This is a genomic window from Streptomyces sp. NPDC003042 (assembly GCF_053591315.1).
Genome location: NZ_JBSFTP010000069.1, coordinates 21,982 through 40,285 on the forward strand (window position 1 = coordinate 21,982; position 18,304 = coordinate 40,285).

Annotated in this window: 19 protein-coding genes; 9 read left to right on the plus strand and 10 right to left on the minus strand. The window is 70.9% G+C overall.

From position 1 onward, the window contains the following. Positions 1 to 24: 24 nt before the first annotated feature. Genes ACWDYJ_RS27620 through ACWDYJ_RS27650 form a run of 7 tightly spaced genes read right to left on the minus strand, consistent with a single transcriptional unit; the run spans position 25 to position 7,642 of the window. On the minus strand, positions 25 to 2,538 hold the full coding sequence (locus ACWDYJ_RS27620) for an NADH-quinone oxidoreductase subunit G (RefSeq protein WP_451568298.1): 2,514 nt from the start codon (positions 2,536 to 2,538) through the stop codon (positions 25 to 27). Next, the gene (nuoF, locus tag ACWDYJ_RS27625) at positions 2,535 to 3,911 is read right to left on the minus strand and encodes an NADH-quinone oxidoreductase subunit NuoF (protein WP_451568299.1); all 1,377 of its coding nucleotides are present in this window, start codon (positions 3,909 to 3,911) and stop codon (positions 2,535 to 2,537) included. Before nuoF ends, ACWDYJ_RS27620 begins: the two co-directional genes overlap by 4 nt. Further along, positions 3,911 to 4,666: an NADH-quinone oxidoreductase subunit NuoE gene (nuoE, locus tag ACWDYJ_RS27630; RefSeq protein ID WP_451568300.1), complete on the minus strand. Its 756-nt coding sequence runs from the start codon at positions 4,664 to 4,666 to the stop codon at positions 3,911 to 3,913. Before nuoE ends, nuoF begins: the two co-directional genes overlap by 1 nt. Continuing rightward, positions 4,663 to 5,991 carry an NADH-quinone oxidoreductase subunit D gene (locus tag ACWDYJ_RS27635; protein ID WP_451568301.1) on the minus strand — a complete coding sequence of 443 codons (1,329 nt, stop codon included), beginning with the start codon at positions 5,989 to 5,991 and terminating at the stop codon, positions 4,663 to 4,665. The genes nuoE and ACWDYJ_RS27635 overlap by 4 nt, the downstream gene beginning before the upstream one ends. Beyond that, complete coding sequence (locus ACWDYJ_RS27640; protein ID WP_451568302.1) at positions 5,991 to 6,716, minus strand: NADH-quinone oxidoreductase subunit C; 726 nt, start codon at positions 6,714 to 6,716, stop codon at positions 5,991 to 5,993. Before ACWDYJ_RS27640 ends, ACWDYJ_RS27635 begins: the two co-directional genes overlap by 1 nt. After that, positions 6,713 to 7,267 (minus strand): NuoB/complex I 20 kDa subunit family protein, encoded by a 555-nt coding sequence (locus ACWDYJ_RS27645; protein ID WP_451568303.1) that lies wholly within the window; start codon positions 7,265 to 7,267, stop codon positions 6,713 to 6,715. The genes ACWDYJ_RS27640 and ACWDYJ_RS27645 overlap by 4 nt, the downstream gene beginning before the upstream one ends. Before the next feature lie 15 nt (positions 7,268 to 7,282). Beyond that, positions 7,283 to 7,642 carry an NADH-quinone oxidoreductase subunit A gene (locus ACWDYJ_RS27650; RefSeq protein WP_031145920.1) on the minus strand — a complete coding sequence of 120 codons (360 nt, stop codon included), beginning with the start codon at positions 7,640 to 7,642 and terminating at the stop codon, positions 7,283 to 7,285. Positions 7,643 to 8,445: 803 nt separating this feature from the next. On the opposite strand from ACWDYJ_RS27650, the gene ACWDYJ_RS27655 reads away from it, so the two are divergent. Continuing rightward, a complete protein-coding gene (locus tag ACWDYJ_RS27655; protein ID WP_451568304.1) occupies positions 8,446 to 9,324 on the plus strand; it encodes a C40 family peptidase in 879 nt (292 codons plus the stop codon). A gap of 102 nt (positions 9,325 to 9,426) precedes the next feature. Here the strand turns inward: ACWDYJ_RS27655 and ACWDYJ_RS27660 are convergent, their stop codons facing one another. Next, complete coding sequence (locus tag ACWDYJ_RS27660) at positions 9,427 to 10,389, minus strand: hypothetical protein (protein ID WP_451568305.1); 963 nt, start codon at positions 10,387 to 10,389, stop codon at positions 9,427 to 9,429. After that, complete coding sequence (locus ACWDYJ_RS27665) at positions 10,389 to 10,799, minus strand: hypothetical protein (protein WP_451568306.1); 411 nt, start codon at positions 10,797 to 10,799, stop codon at positions 10,389 to 10,391. The genes ACWDYJ_RS27660 and ACWDYJ_RS27665 overlap by 1 nt, the downstream gene beginning before the upstream one ends. 404 nt (positions 10,800 to 11,203) lie before the next feature. Here ACWDYJ_RS27665 and ACWDYJ_RS27670 point away from each other — a divergent pair, with 404 nt between their 5' ends. From ACWDYJ_RS27670 to ACWDYJ_RS27700, 7 genes are all read left to right on the plus strand, one after another. Further along, positions 11,204 to 11,509 carry a hypothetical protein gene (locus tag ACWDYJ_RS27670; protein WP_451568307.1) on the plus strand — a complete coding sequence of 102 codons (306 nt, stop codon included), beginning with the start codon at positions 11,204 to 11,206 and terminating at the stop codon, positions 11,507 to 11,509. After that, positions 11,491 to 13,065 carry a peptidoglycan-binding protein gene (locus ACWDYJ_RS27675; protein ID WP_451568308.1) on the plus strand — a complete coding sequence of 525 codons (1,575 nt, stop codon included), beginning with the start codon at positions 11,491 to 11,493 and terminating at the stop codon, positions 13,063 to 13,065. The genes ACWDYJ_RS27670 and ACWDYJ_RS27675 overlap by 19 nt, the downstream gene beginning before the upstream one ends. Next, positions 13,062 to 13,805, plus strand: coding sequence for an ABC transporter ATP-binding protein (locus ACWDYJ_RS27680; protein ID WP_451568309.1), 744 nt, complete (start codon positions 13,062 to 13,064; stop codon positions 13,803 to 13,805). Before ACWDYJ_RS27675 ends, ACWDYJ_RS27680 begins: the two co-directional genes overlap by 4 nt. Beyond that, positions 13,802 to 15,031, plus strand: a complete 1,230-nt coding sequence (locus ACWDYJ_RS27685) for an ABC transporter permease (protein ID WP_451568310.1) — start codon at positions 13,802 to 13,804, stop codon at positions 15,029 to 15,031. Before ACWDYJ_RS27680 ends, ACWDYJ_RS27685 begins: the two co-directional genes overlap by 4 nt. A 33-nt stretch (positions 15,032 to 15,064) precedes the next feature. After that, complete coding sequence (locus ACWDYJ_RS27690; protein WP_451568311.1) at positions 15,065 to 15,397, plus strand: hypothetical protein; 333 nt, start codon at positions 15,065 to 15,067, stop codon at positions 15,395 to 15,397. Positions 15,398 to 15,490: 93 nt separating this feature from the next. Next, positions 15,491 to 15,733 carry a hypothetical protein gene (locus ACWDYJ_RS27695; protein WP_351507774.1) on the plus strand — a complete coding sequence of 81 codons (243 nt, stop codon included), beginning with the start codon at positions 15,491 to 15,493 and terminating at the stop codon, positions 15,731 to 15,733. Next, a complete protein-coding gene (locus tag ACWDYJ_RS27700) occupies positions 15,730 to 16,176 on the plus strand; it encodes a DNA-binding protein (RefSeq protein ID WP_451568312.1) in 447 nt (148 codons plus the stop codon). Before ACWDYJ_RS27695 ends, ACWDYJ_RS27700 begins: the two co-directional genes overlap by 4 nt. 60 nt (positions 16,177 to 16,236) lie before the next feature. Here the strand turns inward: ACWDYJ_RS27700 and ACWDYJ_RS27705 are convergent, their stop codons facing one another. Then, positions 16,237 to 17,520 (minus strand): geranylgeranyl reductase family protein, encoded by a 1,284-nt coding sequence (locus ACWDYJ_RS27705; protein WP_451568313.1) that lies wholly within the window; start codon positions 17,518 to 17,520, stop codon positions 16,237 to 16,239. Positions 17,521 to 17,618: 98 nt separating this feature from the next. Between ACWDYJ_RS27705 and ACWDYJ_RS27710 the strand changes: the two genes are divergently transcribed. Continuing rightward, a complete protein-coding gene (locus ACWDYJ_RS27710; RefSeq protein ID WP_451568314.1) occupies positions 17,619 to 18,149 on the plus strand; it encodes a GNAT family N-acetyltransferase in 531 nt (176 codons plus the stop codon). Positions 18,150 to 18,304: the final 155 nt, after the last annotated feature.

Consider the following 18,304-nt stretch of genomic DNA (forward strand, 5'->3'; position numbering starts at 1 on the left):
GCCGAAGGACGTGGGTCCGTGTGGTCACGACTGCACCTCCGGTGCGTCGCTCTGGGTCCCCCGCTGAGCGGAAGGGCCGATCCGGACGAGGGTGCCCGGGCGGGCGCCGGTGTCGGCGAGGACGCCGGAGCCGGTGGAGTTCAGCGGGAGCCACACCACCCGGTCGGGCATCTCGGTGATGCGCAGCGGGAGTTCCACGCTTCCGGCCGGGCCGCTGACGGCGAGGACGTCGCCGTCCTTGACGCCCGTCTCGGCGGCCGTGGCGGCCGAGAGCCGGGCGTTCGCCTCGTGCCGGGTGCCGGCCAGGGCCTCGTCGCCGTCCTGGAGACGGCCCTGGTCGAGGAGGAGCCGGTGACCGGCGAGGACGGCCTCGCCCGCCGCGGGGCGGGGCGGCGGCACGGCGTCGGTGGTCTGCTCGGTGGCGAGCGCGCCCTCCCACGGGCCGAGCCGCTCGAACTCCCGGCGTACGGCGTGTACGTCGGGCAGCGCGATCGGCCGGTCGGCCGCGTCGGCCAGCATGTGCAGCACGCGGGAGTCGGCGGGGGCGAGCCGGCGGGTCATCTGGTCGGGCTTCAGCGCGGCCTCGAACGGCCGGATCCTGCCCTCCCAGTTGAGATACGTGCCCGGCTTCTCGGCCACCGCGGCGACCGGGAGGACCACGTCCGCGTGGTCGGTGACCTCGCTGGGCCGCAGTTCCAGGGAGACCACGAAGGCCTCCTCCAGGGCGGTCCGCGCGCGGGCCGGGTCCGGCAGGTCGGCGACCTCGACACCGGCGACCAGCAGCGCGGAGAGCTCGCGGGACGCCGCCGCCTCCACGATCTGGCCGGTGTCACGGCCGTAGCGGTGCGGGAGTTCGTCCAGCCCCCAGGCCGTGGCGACCTCGGCGCGGGCCCGCGGGTCGGTGGCGGGGCGGCCGCCCGGCAGCAGGGACGGCAGCGCGCCCGCCTCTACGGCGGCCCGCTCCCCGGCCCGGCGCGGGATCCACACCAGCTCGGCGCCGGTCGCGGTGGCCGCCCGTACGGCCGCGGTCAGCGCGCCGGGCACGCCGGCGAGGCGCTCTCCGACGACGATGACCGCACCGGGCAGCCGCAGCGCCTCGGCGGCTTCGGCGCCGCCGGCCTCCAGGCCGGAGCGCGAGGCCAGGGCCTCCAGCCATTCGGGCTCGGTGCCCGGGGCGGCGGCCAGCAGGGCGCCGCCCGCCTTCTCCAGGCCCCGGGTGGCGAAGGGGGCGAGGGCGAAGGTCCGCTGCTTGTGCTTGCGGTGGGCCTTGCGCAGCCGCAGGAAGACGCCGGGGGCCTCCTCCTCCGCCTCGATGCCGACGAGCAGCACCGCGGGCGCCGCCTCCAGGGAGGTGTACGTGACCCCCGTGCCGTCGAGGTCCTTGCCCGTGCCGGCCACGGAGGCGGCCAGGAAGTCGGCCTCCTCCGCGCTGTGCACGCGCGCCCGGAAGTCGATGTCGTTGGTGTCCAGCACCACCCGGGCGAACTTGGCGTACGCGTAGGCGTCCTCGACGGTCAGCCGGCCGCCGGTCAGTACGCCGACCCGGCCGCGCGCGGCGGCCAGTCCCCTCGCCGCGGCCTCCAGCGCCTCGGGCCAGCTCGCCGGGGCGAGGATCCCGTCGGCGCCGCGCACCAGCGGGGTGGTGAGCCGGTCGGGGCGCTGCGCGTAGCGGAACGCGAAGCGGCCCTTGTCGCAGATCCACTCCTCGTTGACCTCGGGGTCCTCGGCGGCCATGCGGCGCATGACCTTGCCGCGCCGGTGGTCGGTACGGGTCGCGCAGCCGCCCGCGCAGTGCTCGCACACGCTCGGGGAGGAGACGAGGTCGAACGGGCGGGAGCGGAACCGGTACGCCGCCGAGGTCAGGGCGCCGACCGGGCAGATCTGGATGGTGTTGCCGGAGAAGTAGGACTGGAACGGGTCGCCCTCGCCGGTGCCGATCTGCTGGAGCGCGCCGCGCTCGACCATCTCGATCATCGGGTCGCCGGCGACCTGGTTGGAGAAGCGGGTGCAGCGCGCGCACAGCACGCACCGCTCGCGGTCCAGCAGCACCTGCGTGGAGATCGGGACCGGCTTCTCGTACGTCCGCTTGTGCCCCTCGAAACGGGACTCGGCGTTGCCGTGCGACATCGCCTGGTTCTGCAGCGGGCACTCGCCGCCCTTGTCGCATACGGGGCAGTCCAGCGGGTGGTTGATGAGCAGCAGCTCCATCACCCCGCGCTGGGCCTTGTCGGCGACCTGGGAGGTGAGCTGCGTCTTGACGACCATGCCGTCGGTGCAGGTGATGGTGCAGGAGGCCATCGGCTTGCGCTGGCCCTCGACCTCGACGATGCACTGGCGGCAGGCGCCGACCGGGTCGAGGAGGGGGTGGTCGCAGAACCGGGGGATCTCGATGCCGAGCTGTTCGGCGGCCCGGATGACGAGCGTGCCCTTGGGGACCGAGAGCTCGGCGCCGTCGATGGTCAGCGTGACCGTGTTCTCGGCGTCCTGCGGCCGCCCCGCGGCCCCGCCGCCCGCGGGGGCGTTACTGGTGACGGTCATGCGTTCACCTCCGTGTCAGCCCAGAGGGTCGACTTCCTGGGGTCGAAGGGGCAGCCCTTGCCCGTGATGTGCTGCTCGTACTCCTCGCGGAAGTACTTGAGCGAGGAGAAGATCGGGCTGGCCGCGCCGTCTCCGAGTGCGCAGAAGGACTTGCCGTTGATGTTGTCGGCGATGTCGTTCAGCTTGTCGAGGTCGGACATGACGCCCTTGCCGGCCTCGATGTCGCGCAGCAACTGGACCAGCCAGTACGTGCCTTCGCGGCACGGCGTGCACTTGCCGCAGGACTCGTGGGCGTAGAACTCGGTCCAGCGGGTGACGGCCCGCACGACGCAGGTGGTCTCGTCGAAGCACTGGAGCGCCTTGGTGCCGAGCATGGAGCCGGCCGCGCCGACGCCCTCGTAGTCGAGGGGCACGTCCAGGTGCTCCTCGGTGAACATGGGCGTGGAGGAGCCGCCGGGGGTCCAGAACTTCAGCCGGTGGCCGGGCCGCATCCCGCCGCTCATGTCGAGGAGCTGGCGCAGGGTGATGCCGAGCGGGGCCTCGTACTGGCCGGGGCCGACGACGTGCCCGGAGAGCGAATACAGCGTGAAGCCGGGGGACTTCTCCGTCCCCATCGCCTTGAACCAGTCCTTGCCCTTGTTCAGGATCGCGGGAACCGAGGCGATGGACTCGACGTTGTTCACGACAGTGGGGCACGCGTAGAGCCCCTCCACGGCAGGGAAGGGAGGACGCAGCCGGGGCTGACCGCGCCGGCCTTCAAGAGAGTCGAGCAGCGCCGTCTCCTCGCCGCAGATGTACGCGCCCGCCCCCGCGTGCACCGTGATGTCGAGGTCGAGCCCGCTCCCCAGAATGTTCTTGCCGAGGTATCCGGCCTCGTACGCCTCACGCACCGCCTCGTGCAGGCGCCGCAGGACCGGCACCGCCTCGCCGCGCAGGTAGATGAAGGCGTGCTGCGAGCGGATCGCGTAGCAGGCGATGACCATTCCCTCGATGAGGGAGTGCGGGTTGGCGAAGAGGAGGGGGATGTCCTTGCAGGTTCCCGGCTCCGACTCGTCCGCGTTCACGACGAGGTAGTGCGGCTTGCCGTCGCCCTGCGGGATGAACTGCCACTTCATTCCGGTGGGGAAGCCCGCGCCGCCGCGTCCGCGCAGACCCGAGTCCTTCACGTACGCGATGAGGTCGTCCGGGGTCATCGCGAGGGCCTTGCGCAGGCCCTCGTAGCCCTCGTGGCGCCTGTAGGTCTCCAGCGTCCAGGACTGCGGGTCGTCCCAGAAGGCCGACAGGACGGGCGCGAGGAGCTTCTCCGGGCTGGTCCCTCCCCCGGCCTCCGGCCGGGAGGTGCCCCCGTTGCTCAGTTCAGACGACACGGTCATCACTCCCCTCCCTCGGTGGTGGCCTCGCCACGCGGGTGCACGATCGAGGTGTGCGGGGACTCGCCGCGGGCGATGCGCAGGCCGATCAGGGAGGCGGGTCCGGCGCCGCCGGTCGCCTCGACCGCGCCCTCGCGCTCGTCGGGGAAGCCGGCCAGGATCCGGGCCGTCTCCTTGTACGTGCACAGCGGCGCGCCCCGGGTCGGCTCGACCTGGCGGCCCGCGAGCAGGTCGTCCACCAGGGCCTTGGCGGACTCGGGGGTCTGGTTGTCGAAGAACTCCCAGTTGACCATCACCACGGGGGCGAAGTCGCAGGCCGCGTTGCACTCGATGTGCTCCAGCGTCACCTTGCCGTCGGGGGTGGTCTCGTTGTTGCCGACCCCCAGGTGCTGCTTGAGCTCGTCGAAGATGGCGTCGCCGCCCATCACCGCGCACAGGGTGTTCGTACAGACGCCGACCTGGTAGTCCCCGGAGGGCTTGCGCCGGTACATCGTGTAGAAGGTGACGACCGCGGTGACCTCGGCGGTGGTCAGGCCCAGCACCTCGGCACAGAAGCGGACGCCGGTGCGCGAGACGTACCCCTCCTGCGACTGGCACAGGTGCAGCAGCGGCAGCAGCGCGCTGCGGCTGTCGGGGTAGCGGGCGATGACTTCCTTGGCGTCCGCCTCCAGCCGCTCGCGGACGTCGGCCGGAAAGTCGGGGGCGGGAAGCTGGGGCATCCCGAGGCTGACCCCCTGGTTCAGAGGACTGGCTGTCATCGGTCGACGCCTCCCATCACGGGGTCGATGGAGGCGACGGCGACGATGACGTCGGCGAACATGCCGCCCTCGCACATCGCGGCCATGGCCTGCAGGTTGGTGAAGGACGGGTCGCGGAAGTGGACCCGGTAGGGGCGGGTACCGCCGTCGGAGACGACGTGGACGCCGAGTTCGCCCTTGGGCGATTCGACGGCCGCGTACGCCTGTCCGGCCGGAACCCGGAAGCCCTCGGTCACCAGCTTGAAGTGGTGGATGAGGGCCTCCATGGAGGTGCCCATGATGTTCTTGATGTGGTCGAGCGAGTTGCCGAGACCGTCCGGGCCCATCGCGAGCTGTGCGGGCCAGGCGATCTTCTTGTCGGCGACCATGACCGGCCCCGGCTCCAGCCGGTCCAGGCACTGCTCGACGATGCGCAGCGACTGGCGCATCTCCTCCAGGCGGATCAGGAAGCGGCCGTAGGAGTCGCAGCTCTCGGTGGTCGGCACGTCGAACTCGTAGTTCTCGTAGCCGCAGTACGGGTCCGACTTGCGCAGGTCGTGCGGCAGGCCGGCCGAGCGCAGGACCGGGCCGGTGGCGCCGAGCGCCATGCAGCCGGTGAGGTCGAGGTAGCCGACGTCCTGCATGCGGGCCTTGAAGATCGGGTTGCCGGTGGCGAGCTTGTCGTACTCCGGCAGGTTCTTCTTCATGGTCTTGAGCAACTCGCGCAGCTGGTCGACCGCGCCCGGGGGGAAGTCCTGCGCGAGGCCGCCGGGGCGGATGAACGCGTGGTTCATGCGCAGGCCGGTGATCAGCTCGAAGATGTCGAGGATCAGCTCGCGGTCCCGGAACCCGTAGATCATGATCGTGGTCGCGCCGAGTTCCATGCCGCCGGTGGCGATGGCCACCAGGTGCGAGGAGAGCCGGTTGAGCTCCATCAGCAGGACGCGGATGACGGTGGCGCGGTCCGGGATCTGGTCGGTGATGCCGAGCAGCTTCTCGACGGCCAGGCAGTACGCCGTCTCGTTGAAGAACGGCGTCAGGTAGTCCATGCGCGTCACGAAGGTGGTGCCCTGCGTCCAGTTCCGGTATTCGAGGTTCTTCTCGATGCCGGTGTGCAGGTAGCCGATGCCGCAGCGGGCCTCGGTGACCGTCTCGCCGTCGATCTCCAGGATCAGGCGGAGCACGCCGTGCGTGGACGGGTGCTGGGGGCCCATGTTGACGACGATGCGCTCGTCGTCCGCGCGGGCCGCCGCCTGGACGACCTCGTCCCAGTCGCCGCCGGTGACGGTGTAGACGGTGCCCTCGGTGGTCTCGCGGGGGGCAGAGACGTGGTTAGACGTGGACATCAGCTGTACGACCTCCGCTGGTCGGGAGCCGGGATCTGGGCGCCCTTGTACTCGACGGGAATGCCGCCGAGCGGGTAGTCCTTGCGCTGGGGGAAGCCCTGCCAGTCGTCCGGCATCATGATCCGGGTGAGGGCCGGGTGGCCGTCGAAGATCAGGCCGAAGAAGTCGTAGGTCTCGCGCTCGTGCCAGTCGTTGGTCGGGTAGACGGCGACGAGCGACGGGAGGTGCGGGTCGCTGTCCGGGACGGACACCTCCAGGCGCACGATCCGACCGTGGGTGATCGAGCGCAGGTGGTAGACGGCGTGCAGCTCGCGGCCCTTGTCCTCTGGGAAGTGGACCCCGCTGACGCCGGTGCACAGCTCGAAGCGCAGCGCCGGGTCGTCGCGCAGGGTGGAGGCCACTCGTACGAGGTGCTCGCGGGCGATGTGCAGGGTCAGCTCCGCCCGGTCGACGACGACCTTCTCGATCGCGTTCTCGGGGACCAGGTCCTGCTCCTCCAGGGCGCCTTCGAGCTCGTCCACGACCTCGTCGAAGTACGAACCGTACGGGCGGGCGCTCGCCCCGGGCAGGGCCACGGTGCGGACCAGGCCGCCGTAGCCGCTGGTGTCTCCGCCGGCGTCGGCACCGAACATGCCCTTGCGGACGCCGATCACCTCGGGCCCGGCCGAAGCCCTGGGCGCGGGGAGGTTGTTGCCGTTGTTCTCCACGGCCGGGTCGTCGCTCACCGCAGGAGCCCCTTCATCTCAATGGTGGGGAGGGCCTTGAGGGCCGCCTCCTCCGCCTCGCGCGCCGCCTCTTCCTGGTTCACGCCGAGCTTCGAGCCCTGGATCTTCTGGTGGAGCTTGAGGATCGCGTCCAGCAGCATCTCGGGGCGGGGCGGGCAGCCGGGCAGGTAGATGTCCACCGGGACGATGTGATCGACGCCCTGGACGATCGCGTAGTTGTTGAACATTCCGCCCGAAGAGGCACAAACGCCCATGGAGATGACCCACTTGGGAGCGGGCATCTGGTCGTACACCTGCCGCAGCACCGGCGCCATCTTCTGGCTGACCCGCCCCGCCACGATCATCAGATCGGCCTGGCGCGGGGAACCGCGGAAGACCTCCATACCGAAGCGGGCCAAGTCGTAGCGGCCGGCGCCGGTGGTCATCATCTCGATGGCACAGCACGCCAGGCCGAAGGTGGCGGGGAAGACGGATGACTTGCGCACCCAGCCCGCGGCCTGTTCGACGGTGGTCAGCAGAAAGCCGCTCGGCAGCTTCTCTTCCAGTCCCATGGAAAATTCAGCCCCTCAGTCCCATTCCAGGCCGCCGCGGCGCCACACGTAGGCGTAGGCGACGAAGACGGTGAGCACGAAGAGCAGCATCTCGACGAGCCCGAAGATCCCCAGGGAGTCGAAGGTGACGGCCCAGGGGTAGAGGAAGACGACCTCGATATCGAAGATGATGAAGAGCATCGCCGTCAGGTAGTACTTGATGGGGAAGCGACCGCCGCCCGCGGGCATCGGAGTCGGCTCGATGCCGCACTCGTAGGCTTCGAGCTTCGCCCGGTTGTACCGTTTTGGGCCGATCAGCGTGGCCATGACCACGGAGAAGATCGCAAACCCTGCGCCGAGGGCGCCGAGCACGAGGATGGGTGCGTACGCATTCACGCTCCTCGCTCCTTCCAGTCGTCCTTGACCGTTGGACCGCTGTGCCGGCGCCGCGCGACCCACCTCGCGAAGATCGCCCCAACGGGTGGAGGGGATCGCATGTGAGGCAGTTCACAAGCCGGACTGCTGCGCATCTTATGCCTGCCGGTCTGTGATCTGCGACACGGGCGGCAACAACGAGTTTGTGATCTCCACCACCAGACGAACGATCATGAACTCCGATTGGCGGTGATCTTCATACGGAAGGCATCCACATGATCACCAAAGGTGACATCTACCCCTGTCGCCGCAGGTGGGAGGCCTGCCGCACTACCAAAGATGGCCTGTGCAGGCAAATTGGCGGGACGCTACCGACAGGTGGTAGAGGAATCCGCGTCGCCCGGTCGGGGGAGGTCGTGAGGACGCGAGTGGACGCGCTCCGCCGGAGGCGGCGACCGGGTATGAGGGGGCGCGAGGGAGTGCAGAAGCTGTGCATCCGTTCACGAACCGCACGACGGGTTCACCGTCGCATCACGGACCGGCCACAGTGCCCGCACAGCGAGAGGTCACTGTGACCTGCGCCACGCGGAACGAGAGCCACCGAAAGAGGGCTTGGCCATCTGTGCGCGTGAGTGGTAGGCGCCTGATCATTTCGGACTTATTACTGAAACCCCATGATCACAGGCTTGTGGAGGGGTGTCCGTTACGTCCGTTACGGCGTCAATAAGAGTCGCGACGCGCCCGGTTCGCGGCTTCCGCGCGCAACTGTGGCGCAGACCACGTTTCTTGAAGGGACCCTCTCACCCCTGATAGCGGTTGTTCTCATGTCCCACACCGCTCACATACCCAGCCACCGGAAGCCCCGCCGCAGCGCCTCGAAGCTCGCGGTCCGCGCCGGAGTTGCCGGTGGCGTACTCAGCACCCTGGCCATGGCCGGCACCGCGAGCGCGTCCCCGTCCGCCGAGCCCGTGGCCGAGACGACGCTCGAAATGCCGGTCCTGAGCATGGACCTCGGTTCCGAAGTCGCCTCCGCCGTCACCACCGCCGCGGACAACACCCGCGCGGCCGCCGTGGAAGGCGAGCTGAACGCCCAGGAGGAGAGCGCCCGCACGGGAGCCGCCGCCGAGGCGAAGCAGGCCAAGGAAGAGGCCCAGAAGAAGGCCGACGCCGAGAAGAAGGCGAAGGAGGAGGCGGACCGCAAGGCCGAGGCCGAGCGCGCCAACCGCACCTCCGCCCGCACCTCGCTGACGACCGCGTCCGCGCCCGCCTCCGGCGGGAGCACCACGGGCACCAAGAGCTCCGGCAGCGGCTCCACCACCGGCAGCGGCACCGTCACGGCCCCGGCCACCGGCTCCGCCGCCGCCATCGTGAACTTCGCCCGCGCCCAGGTCGGCAAGGCGTACGTCATGGGCGGCACCGGCCCGTCCTCGTACGACTGCTCCGGCCTCGTCCAGGCCGCCTACCGCCAGGCCGGCATCACCCTGCCGCGCGTCTCGGGCGCCCAGTCCTCGATGGGCACCTCGGTCTCGCTGAGCAACCTGCAGCCGGGCGACATCCTGTACTGGGGCAGCCGCAGCAACTCGTACCACGTCGCCCTCTACGTGGGCGGTGGCAAGTTCATCGGCGCGCAGAACCCCAGCACCGGCATCGTCGAGCGCACCATGAACTACGACAAGCCGTCGGGCGCCGTCCGCATCCTCTGATCCGGCTCGCTCCACGGCCGAAGGCCGGTACTCCCCCGCTCGGGGGCGGAGTACCGGCCTTCGGCGTGCCTGCGTGCCTGCGTGCCTGCGTGCCTGCGTGCCTCAGGCGAGGCTCGCCGCCAGCTTGAAGCGTGCCTCGCGCTGCTTCTTGTACAGCGCGAGCGTCTCGGCATGCTCCTCGACGAGCCGCTCCTGGTAGGCCTTCTCGACCGCGGCCCAGATCCCGACCAGGTTCACCTCACGCTTGCACGCGACGTCGGCCTTGGCCGCGGTGACGGCTTTGGGGCCGCCCTTGTCGTCGTCCAGGCCCAGCTTCTCGATGACCTCGTACGGCGTGCCGATCCCGTCGTATCCCGACTTGGCCATGCACGCCGACCACTTCTTCAGCACGTCGACGACCCGGGAGTCCTGCCGGGACCGCTCGTGCGCCTCGGAAGCCAGCCCGAAGGTGAAGAGCAGGTCCACGCTGCCCTTGGTCGGGGCGTACAGCTTGCGGTACGCCTCCCGCACGCACCCGCCGGCCGGAACCTTCTCCCCGGCCGCCGTCAGACCGCTGTCCACCTGCGCGGCCTCCTCCTCGGTGGCCGCGTCCGGGGGATTCCCGCCCTGCACTCCCTGCTGTTCGCCGTGCATGACGAGGTACTCGCTGTCGGTCAGCTGCGGGGCGGGCGGTTTGGCCGCCGGTCTGTCCCCCGTACCCGACTTGTCGTACCCGTGCGCCACCGCGAACGCCGGATCGGCCAGGCCGAAGAGGTACCGGTGCCGGTCCTCGGTCCCCCCGACACCGGAGGGCTCGACCGACTTCACGCCCTCGTACGTGAACCCGTACCGCGCCATGCACCGGGAGACCAGGGCCTGCTGGACCTGGCCCATCCGGAGCCGCTCGGCGTCGGTGTCCGTGTACGCGTCCATGGGCAACGACAGCGCGGCCGTCGCCGGGTTGACCGCTACGGGACCCAGCTGGGGCTCCCTCCCTCCCCCACTGGTGCCGCCACAGCTGGACAGCAGCGCGACGGCCAGCAGGACGGCAGGTGCGGCCGACCGGCAGCGCCGGGTGGTGCGCATCAGGGGTGGAGGGTGTAGGTGGCCGAGCTGATCTTGTTCTTGAAGGCGTCGGAGGCATTGCCCGAGTAGCCCGACGGGATCTCGCCGACGTTGCCGTCGAGGTTCGCGTCGGTGGCGACCTTCCAGGCGTAGACGTCACGGTTCTTGTAGGACTCGGTGTTGTCATTCACGCGGGACGTGCCACCCGCGCATCCGCTCGTGAAGTAGTTGTCGTTGAAGTTCAGGTCCTCGCCGTACAGGTCGAAAACACAACCGGACTGGTACTGGTTGTAGAAAAGACCGAATTCGTTGACTTCCAGGTTGCCGTCCTTGCCGTATGCGGCCGACGGGCCCGCCGCGCCCAGCAGGATCGCGCTTACCGATACGGCCGTGACGCAGCCCGTGGCCAGCGTGCGGAATGGCTTGTTCATGTTGAACTCCTCGCCTCTGCGGGTGAAATGGCAATGCCGAGCCGGATGTTGATCGCGGCTCTTCGTCGGACGGGATTCAACAGCCCCCGACACCTCCAGTCCAACCTATTCTCACCTAATGGACAGTCACTTCTTGTTACTCTTGGGAAACTTGTCGCATCCGTCCCTCACTGCCTACTATCGCCCGGCGCGCTCTCCCCGCACTTGTCGCACGGGTACGCCGGTCCCACCTCTATCGCCGCAAGGGAACTCCTCTGATGCACGCACGCTATTTCGTCCCGTTGCTCCTGATATGCATTTCATTGACGGGGTGCGGCGGCGGTGACAACGAACCCAAGTCGAGTGACAGTCCGCCGCCCACAGCCGAGGAAATTGCGTACTTCGACTGCTTGAAGAAGCAGGGTGTGGCGATCGTCCACACGGATTCCGGGATGCCGCGCGAGGACAAGTCGAAGACCTGGAACGAAGAGGCGCACAAGGCCTGCGAGTCCCAGTTGCCGCCGCACCGGAAGCCCGATCCCGCCAGCTCCGAGCAACTCGCCGCCGCGCAGCAGGAAGCCGCATGCCTGCGGGCCGAGGGCGTCTCCTGGTATCCGGACCCGGACCCTGTCACCGCGGAGATCGACCAGACCAAGGGCACTCCCGAGCAGTGGTCCTCACTCAAGCGCGCCCACGCCGACGCACTGGGCAAGTGCCGGCGGAACAGGTGAGCGAACTCGACACCGTGGAGCGCACCGATGACCCCGAGGACGACCGGGGCGGGGTCGGGCGGGGGCGGCGGGTGGTGCTCGGGGTGGTCGCCGGGGCCGCGCTGATGGCTGTCGGCGGGCTGCTGGCGACCACGCTGGTGAAGTCCCCCGCGCAGGTGGCCGCGGAGACCGGGCCGCCCGCGCAGGCGGCGCTGACCGCTGAGGTCGAGCGGCGCGTGCTCGCGCAGACCGTGGTGATGCGCGGGACCGTCGTCGCCGACCAGAGCGTCGAGGTGGCCCCGCAGCCCCGGGGCGGCGAGGGGGCGGGCGCGCCCGTCGTGACCAAGCTGCCGCTCAAGGCCGGGGACGCGGTCGCCGCCGGGCAGTTGCTGGCGGAGGTCTCCGGGCGGCCCGTGTTCACCCTCAAGGGGACGCTGCCCGTCTACCGCGACCTCAAGCCGGGCGCCACCGGCGACGACGTCGCGCAGCTCCAGCAGGCGCTGCGCGAGCTCGGGCACGGCACCGGCTCCGACGCGAAGGGCGTTTTCGGGACGGGTACGAAGGCCGCTCTCGCCGCGCGCTACCGGGCCATCGGGTACGACCCGCTGCCCGCCGTGCCGGACGGCGCGGAAGGGATCAAGGCCGCGCGGGAGGCCGTACGGTCGGCCGAGTGGGCCCTTGAGGACGCCTCGGCTTCGGGGCCGGGAACCGCCAGCGGCAGCACCGCTCAGCCCAGCACGGGAGGCAAGCCGGGCACTGGCGCGCCGCCCTCGGCCTCCCCTGCCCCCACATCCGCCCCCACCTCCGGCACCGGCGGCGACTCCGGCCGGGCCCTCGCACGCGCCCGGCAGGCGCTCGCCGACGCCCGGGCCAGGCTGGCCGCGGCCGAGGCCGCCGACGGGCCGATGCTGCCCGCCGCCGAGACCGTGTTCCTCGGCGCCTTTCCCGCCCGGGTCAGCGGGATCAGCGGGCGCGTCGGCGGTCCTGTCTCCGGGCCGGTGCTGACGCTGTCCGCCGGGGAACTCGTCGTCGAGGCCTACCTCAAGGACGACAAGAAGCAGCTGCTGCGCGCCGGCATGGCCGTGGTGATCTCCTCCGAGACCGCCGGGACCGATGTCCAGGGCAAGGTCGCGCTGGTCGCCACCGAGCGGTCGGCCGGCCAGTCGGCCACCGGACAGCAGCCCGAGCAGGGCGGCCAGGGCAGTGCTCCGGGCAAGGGCGGCGGCGGGGCCGGTCTCGGCTACCGGATGGTGGTCCGCGCCGACCAGCCGCTGCCCGCCGGTTTCGCCGGGCAGGACGTACGGCTGACCATCAAGTCCGCCTCGACCGACGGCGAGGCCCTCGTGGTTCCCGTCACCGCCGTCTCCGCGAGCGCGGACGGACGTACCGTCGTCACCGCCGTGGCCGCCGACGGCACGCAGCGGCGTATCGAGGTCCGGACCGGGACCAGCGGCGACGGCTACGTGGCCGTGACCCCCGTCCAGGCCGACGCCCTCGCCGCCGCTACCAAGGTCGTCATCGGCTCCGCCCCGAAGAACCCGCAGAGCGCGCAAAGCCCGCAGAGGGCGGCCAAGTGAAGTTTCCGCTCCTCCGCCGCCGCCCCGGGCCCAACGGCACCTCTGGCGATCCCGCTCCCGGCACACCCGTCATCGAGTTCCGCGAGGTTGGGCTCACCTATCCCGGGCCGCCGCCCGTCGAGGCCCTCAAGTCCTGCGAACTGACCGTGATGCGCGGCGAGTTCATCACCATCGTGGGCCCCTCCGGCTCGGGCAAGTCCACCTTCCTCAACGTCGCCGGGCTGCTCGACTCCCCCACCTCCGGCCGCTATCTCCTCGACGGGATCGACACCGCCGCGCTGCCCGACCGCGAGCGCACCGCCCTGCGCGGCCGCCGCATCGGCTTCGTGTTCCAGTCCTTCCACCTGCTGCCCCACCGCAGCGCCCTGGAGAACGTCGCCCTTGCCATGCTCTACACCGGAACATCGCGCGCGCAGCGCCTCGTACGGGCCCGCGAGGCCCTCGAACAAGTCGGCCTCGGCCACCGGACGACGGCCGTGCCCGGCCGTCTCTCCGGCGGCGAGCGCCAGCGGGTGTCCATCGCCCGTGCCCTCGTCGGGCGGCCCTCGCTGCTGCTGTGCGACGAGCCGACCGGCAACCTGGACTCCGCCAACGCCGCCTCCGTACTGACTCTCCTGGACGAACTGCACGCGGCCGGGATGACCGTCATGGTGATCACGCACGACAGCGAGGTGGCCGCGCGCGGCCGTCGGACCGTCAGTGTCCGCGACGGCCGGCTGCGCGAGCAGGTGACCGCGTGAGTGTCGAACCGACCCGGCTGGCCGTCCGGGACGCCCTGTCCGAGGCCGTCGCCGGCATGCTGCGCCGCCCCGGCCGCGCCGTGCTCACCGCGCTCGGAACCGTCCTCGGCGTCGGCAGCTTCGTGGCCGTCCTCGGGCTGACGGCGACGATCTCCTCGCAGATCGACGGCCGGTTCAACGTCCTCACCGCCACCGAGGTGACCATCGAGGACGTCGCCACGCAGCACAGCGAGTTCGCCGGGCCCGGCTTCCCCGCCGACGCCGAGCAGCGGTTGCGCGCGGTCGCGGGCATCCGGCACGCCGGGGTGCTGTGGACCGTACGGCTGGACTCGACGACGAGAATCGGCGCCCTGCCCTCCGGCGCCAACACCACCAGCGCCGGCACCGCCACGGGAACCAGCGTCGTCGCCGCCTCCCCGGGGGCCGTCGCCGCCCTGGTGCCGACCTTGCGGGAGGGCCGCCTCTACGACGGGTTCGCCGAGCGGAGCCGCCAGCGCGTCGCGCTCATCGGCAGCGGCGTCGCCGAGCGGCTGGGCATCACCACCCTCGCCACCCGGCCCGCGCTCTACATCGGCGACGAGCCCTTCACCGTGGCGGGCGTCATCGCCGACGTGGAGCGCAAGCCGGAGCACCTGTTGTCCGTGCTCGTGCCCCGGGCCACCGCCGAGGAACTCTGGGGCCCGGCCGCGCCGTCCGGTGCGAGCATGCTGATCGCCACCGAACTCGGCGCCGCCCGCCAGGTCGCCGACCTCGCCCCGCTCGCGCTGCGCCCCGACCACCCCGAGTACCTGAAGGCCGTCCCGCCGCCCGACCCGCGGACGCTTCGCTCCGGCGTCACCTCCGACCTGAGCGCGCTGTTCCTGCTGCTCGCCGGGATCTGCCTGGTGATCGGCGCCGTCGGGATCGCCAACACCACCCTCGTCGCCGTGCTGGAGCGGACCGGCGAGATCGGGCTGCGCCGTGCGCTCGGGGCCCGGGGCCGGCACGTCTCGGCCCAGTTCCTCACCGAGTCCGCCACCCTCGGCGCCCTCGGCGGCCTGGTCGGGACCTCGCTGGGAGAGCTGACCGTGGTCGCCGTCTCCGTCGTCCGGGACTGGACTCCGGTGATCCACCCGGCCACCGTCGCCGCGGCCCCCCTCGCGGGGCTCGTCACCGGGCTGCTGGCCGGGCTCTATCCCGCCTGGCGGGCGGCCCGTGTGGAACCGGCCGAGGCCCTGCGAAGATAGCGTCCTGATCGTCGGACGTGGAGGTGGTGTCCCGTGAACGCACAGCCGGACGAGCACTCCGCCGCCGATGACCTCGCCGATGACCCCAGCGGCGACCCCACCGCCGTCCCGGCGGCCCTCGGCCTCGGCCTCCTGGCCGCCGGCGGCTGGCTACTGGCCACCGCCCGCCCCTGGCAGAAGCCGGGCAGCCCCCTGGTCCTCGGCCTGGGCTGGGGCGCCGCGGGGGTCCTGCTGCTGTGCGGCCTGGTACTGCTGACCCGCTGCATCCGGACCGTCCACCGCCCGCACGAGGCCCCGTACGAGGCCCCGTACGACCGGGCAGCGGGCCGGTCCGTGGAGCCCCCGGCCCGGCCCGACGTGCTGTAGCCACCGCTCAGGCCTTCGGGGCCGGATTGGTTCCAGCGGGGCGGAGTGCCTCACACCGAGATTTTTTCCTACCGGCGGTGTTACGTTTTAGGTATGAGCAGCCACGTAGCCCACCAGGCCGCCGAGCGGGCCGGTAAGAGATCCGTGTCGCTCGCGCAATCGTTGATCAAGGAAGTCGAGGAGCGCACCGGCAAGAACGGCTTCTCCTCCGTTGTGGCCGAAGCCCTGGAGGAATGGCTCGCCGCGCAGAAGCTCCGCGAGGTCGTGGCCGCTGACCGCAAGGCGTTCGGCCCCGTCTCCGCCGAAGCACGGCGGCAGGCGGAACAGGAGTGGTGAGCAAGCGCCTCAAGATCAAGGCCAAGAGTGAGGGCACGCTCGTCCTGGACGCCCAAGGACTTTCGCTGCACGTCGACGGCGACGAGGGGATGCGTGCGCGCATTGAGGTCGCCCAGCAGAGCGGCCGACGAGTGGCGCTGTCCGCCCTGACGCCTTTGGAGGTGCGCCGAACCGGGGAGGCCGCCAAGCGGCTGGAGTTCCTGCTGTCCCGGTTCGACGTGAAGCCGGTCAACGACGCGGTGATAGACGCCGCGAAGAAGCTGCTGGACGTCTCGGGCCTTGACGGGCACGAATGCCTCGTGGACGCACTCGTGGTCGCCACAGCCGCGCTCTGCGCACCCCCGGTGCTGCTCGTCACCTCCGACAAGTCGCACATCCCAGCCCTGTCCAAGGCAGCCGAGGAGCTTCCCGGCTCGCCGAGGGTGAAGATCGTCAACGTCTGAGAGTTCAACCGCCGTACGCCGGGCCGCTCGGCCTTGTGCCGCGCGGCCCGGCCGGGCCTGTCAGGCCTTCGGGGCCACCTTCGAGAGGCCGTTGATGATGCGGTCCATCGCGTCGCCGCCCGTCGGGTCGGTCAGGTTCGCGAGCATCTTCAGCGTGAAGCGCATCAGCACCGGGTGGCTCAGGCCGCGCTGGGCGGCGATCTTCATGACCTTCGGGTTGCCGATCAGCTTCACGAAGGCGCGGCCCAGCGTGTAGTAGCCGCCGTACGTCTCCTTGAGGACCTTCGGGTAGGAGTGGAGGGCGAGTTCGCGCTGCGCCGGGGTGGCGCGGGCGTGGGCCTGCACGATGACCTCGGCCGCGATCTGCCCGGACTCCATCGCATAGGCGATGCCCTCGCCGTTGAACGGGTTGACGAGCCCGCCCGCGTCTCCGACCAGCAGCAGGCCCTTGGTGTAGTGCGGCTGCCGGTTGAAGGCCATCGGCAGCGCGGCGCCGCGGATCGGCTGCGTCATGTTCTCGGGGGTGTAGCCCCAGTCCTCCGGCATGGACGCGCACCAGGCCTTGAGGACCTCGCGCCAGTCCAGCTCCTTGAAGGCGGAGGAGGAGTTGAGGATGCCGAGCCCGACGTTGGACGTACCGTCGCCCATGCCGAAGATCCAGCCGTAGCCGGGCAGCAGCCGGTCCTGCGTGCCGCGCCGGTCCCAGAGCTCCAGCCAGGACTCCAGGTAGTCGTCGTCGTGCCGGGGCGAGGTGAAGTACGTACGGACGGCCACGCCCATCGGGCGGTCCTCCCGCCGGTGCAGGCCCATCGCCAGGGACAGCCGGGAGGAGTTGCCGTCGGCCGCGACGACCAGCGGGGCGTGGAAGGTGACCGGGGTCTTCTCCTCGCCCAGCTTCGCCTGCACGCCCGTGATGTGGCCGGTGCGGGGGTCGCGGACGGGCTCGCCGACGTTGCAGCGCTCGTACAGGCGGGCGCCGGCCTTCTGCGCCTGGTGGGCCAGCGTCTCGTCGAAGTCGTCGCGCTTGCGGACCAGTCCGTAGTCCGGGAAGGAGGCCAGCTCCGGCCAGTCGAGCTGGAGCCGCTGCCCGCCGCCGATGATCCGCAGGCCCTTGTTGCGCAGCCAGCCCGCCTCTTCGGAGATGTCGATGCCCATCGAGACCAGCTGCTTGGTGGCACGCGGGGTCAGACCGTCGCCGCAGACCTTCTCGCGCGGGAACGCCGTCTTCTCCAGCAGCAGGACGTCCAGTCCGGCCTTGGCGAGGTGGTAGGCGGTGGTGGAGCCGGCGGGCCCGGCCCCGACGACGATCACGTCCGCGGAGTGTTCGGAGAGGGGCTCGGTCACAGCGGGGTCTCCCGAAGGCTCGATAAAGGGTGCCCAACGGCACCGGACACGTGCAGTCTAAGCAGCGAGAGAGATCACGATCCGAAGGGCTGCCCCTGATGACCACCTCGCCGACCCGGCCGCTCCCCGCCGTACAGCTTCGCGTGCCCACCGACGAGGACGCCCACGCCTGGCACGGCGTCTTCGCCCACCCCGAGGTCATGGAGTTCCTCGGCGGTCCCGCGGAGCTGTCCGCGTACGAGGAGATCACCGCGCGGCAGCGGATGCACGACGCGCAACTCGGCTACTGCCTGTGGACGCTGCTGGACGCGGAGGGCGCCGTGATCGGCTTCACCGGGGCGCAGCCGTGGCCGCGGGAGAAGGAGTGGGGGCCGGTGGGGGAGATCGAGATCGGCTGGCGCCTGGGGCGCTCCGCGTGGGGGCAGGGGTACGCGTACGCCGCTGCGCTGGCCACGGTGGAGCGGGTCCGGGAGGCGGGGGTTCCGCACGTGGTGGCGATGATCAACGACGCCAACGTCCGCTCGATCGCGGTGGCGGAGCGGCTGGGCATGACGCTGGCGGAGCGGTTCCTGCTGCCGGGTGGGCGGCGCTACGGTCGCCGCTACGAGTTGACCCTCGCCGGGGCCTGATTCCCGCCCCGGGGTGGGCGGGTGCGGGGGCGCCGCTGCGCGGAGCTTCTCCCCGCCCCGCCCTTTCTCCATCCCCCAGACTCCGTCTGGGGGGACCCCCAGCCGGGCTCTGCCCGGACCCGCGCCTCAATCGCCGGCGAGGCTGAAGAACCAGC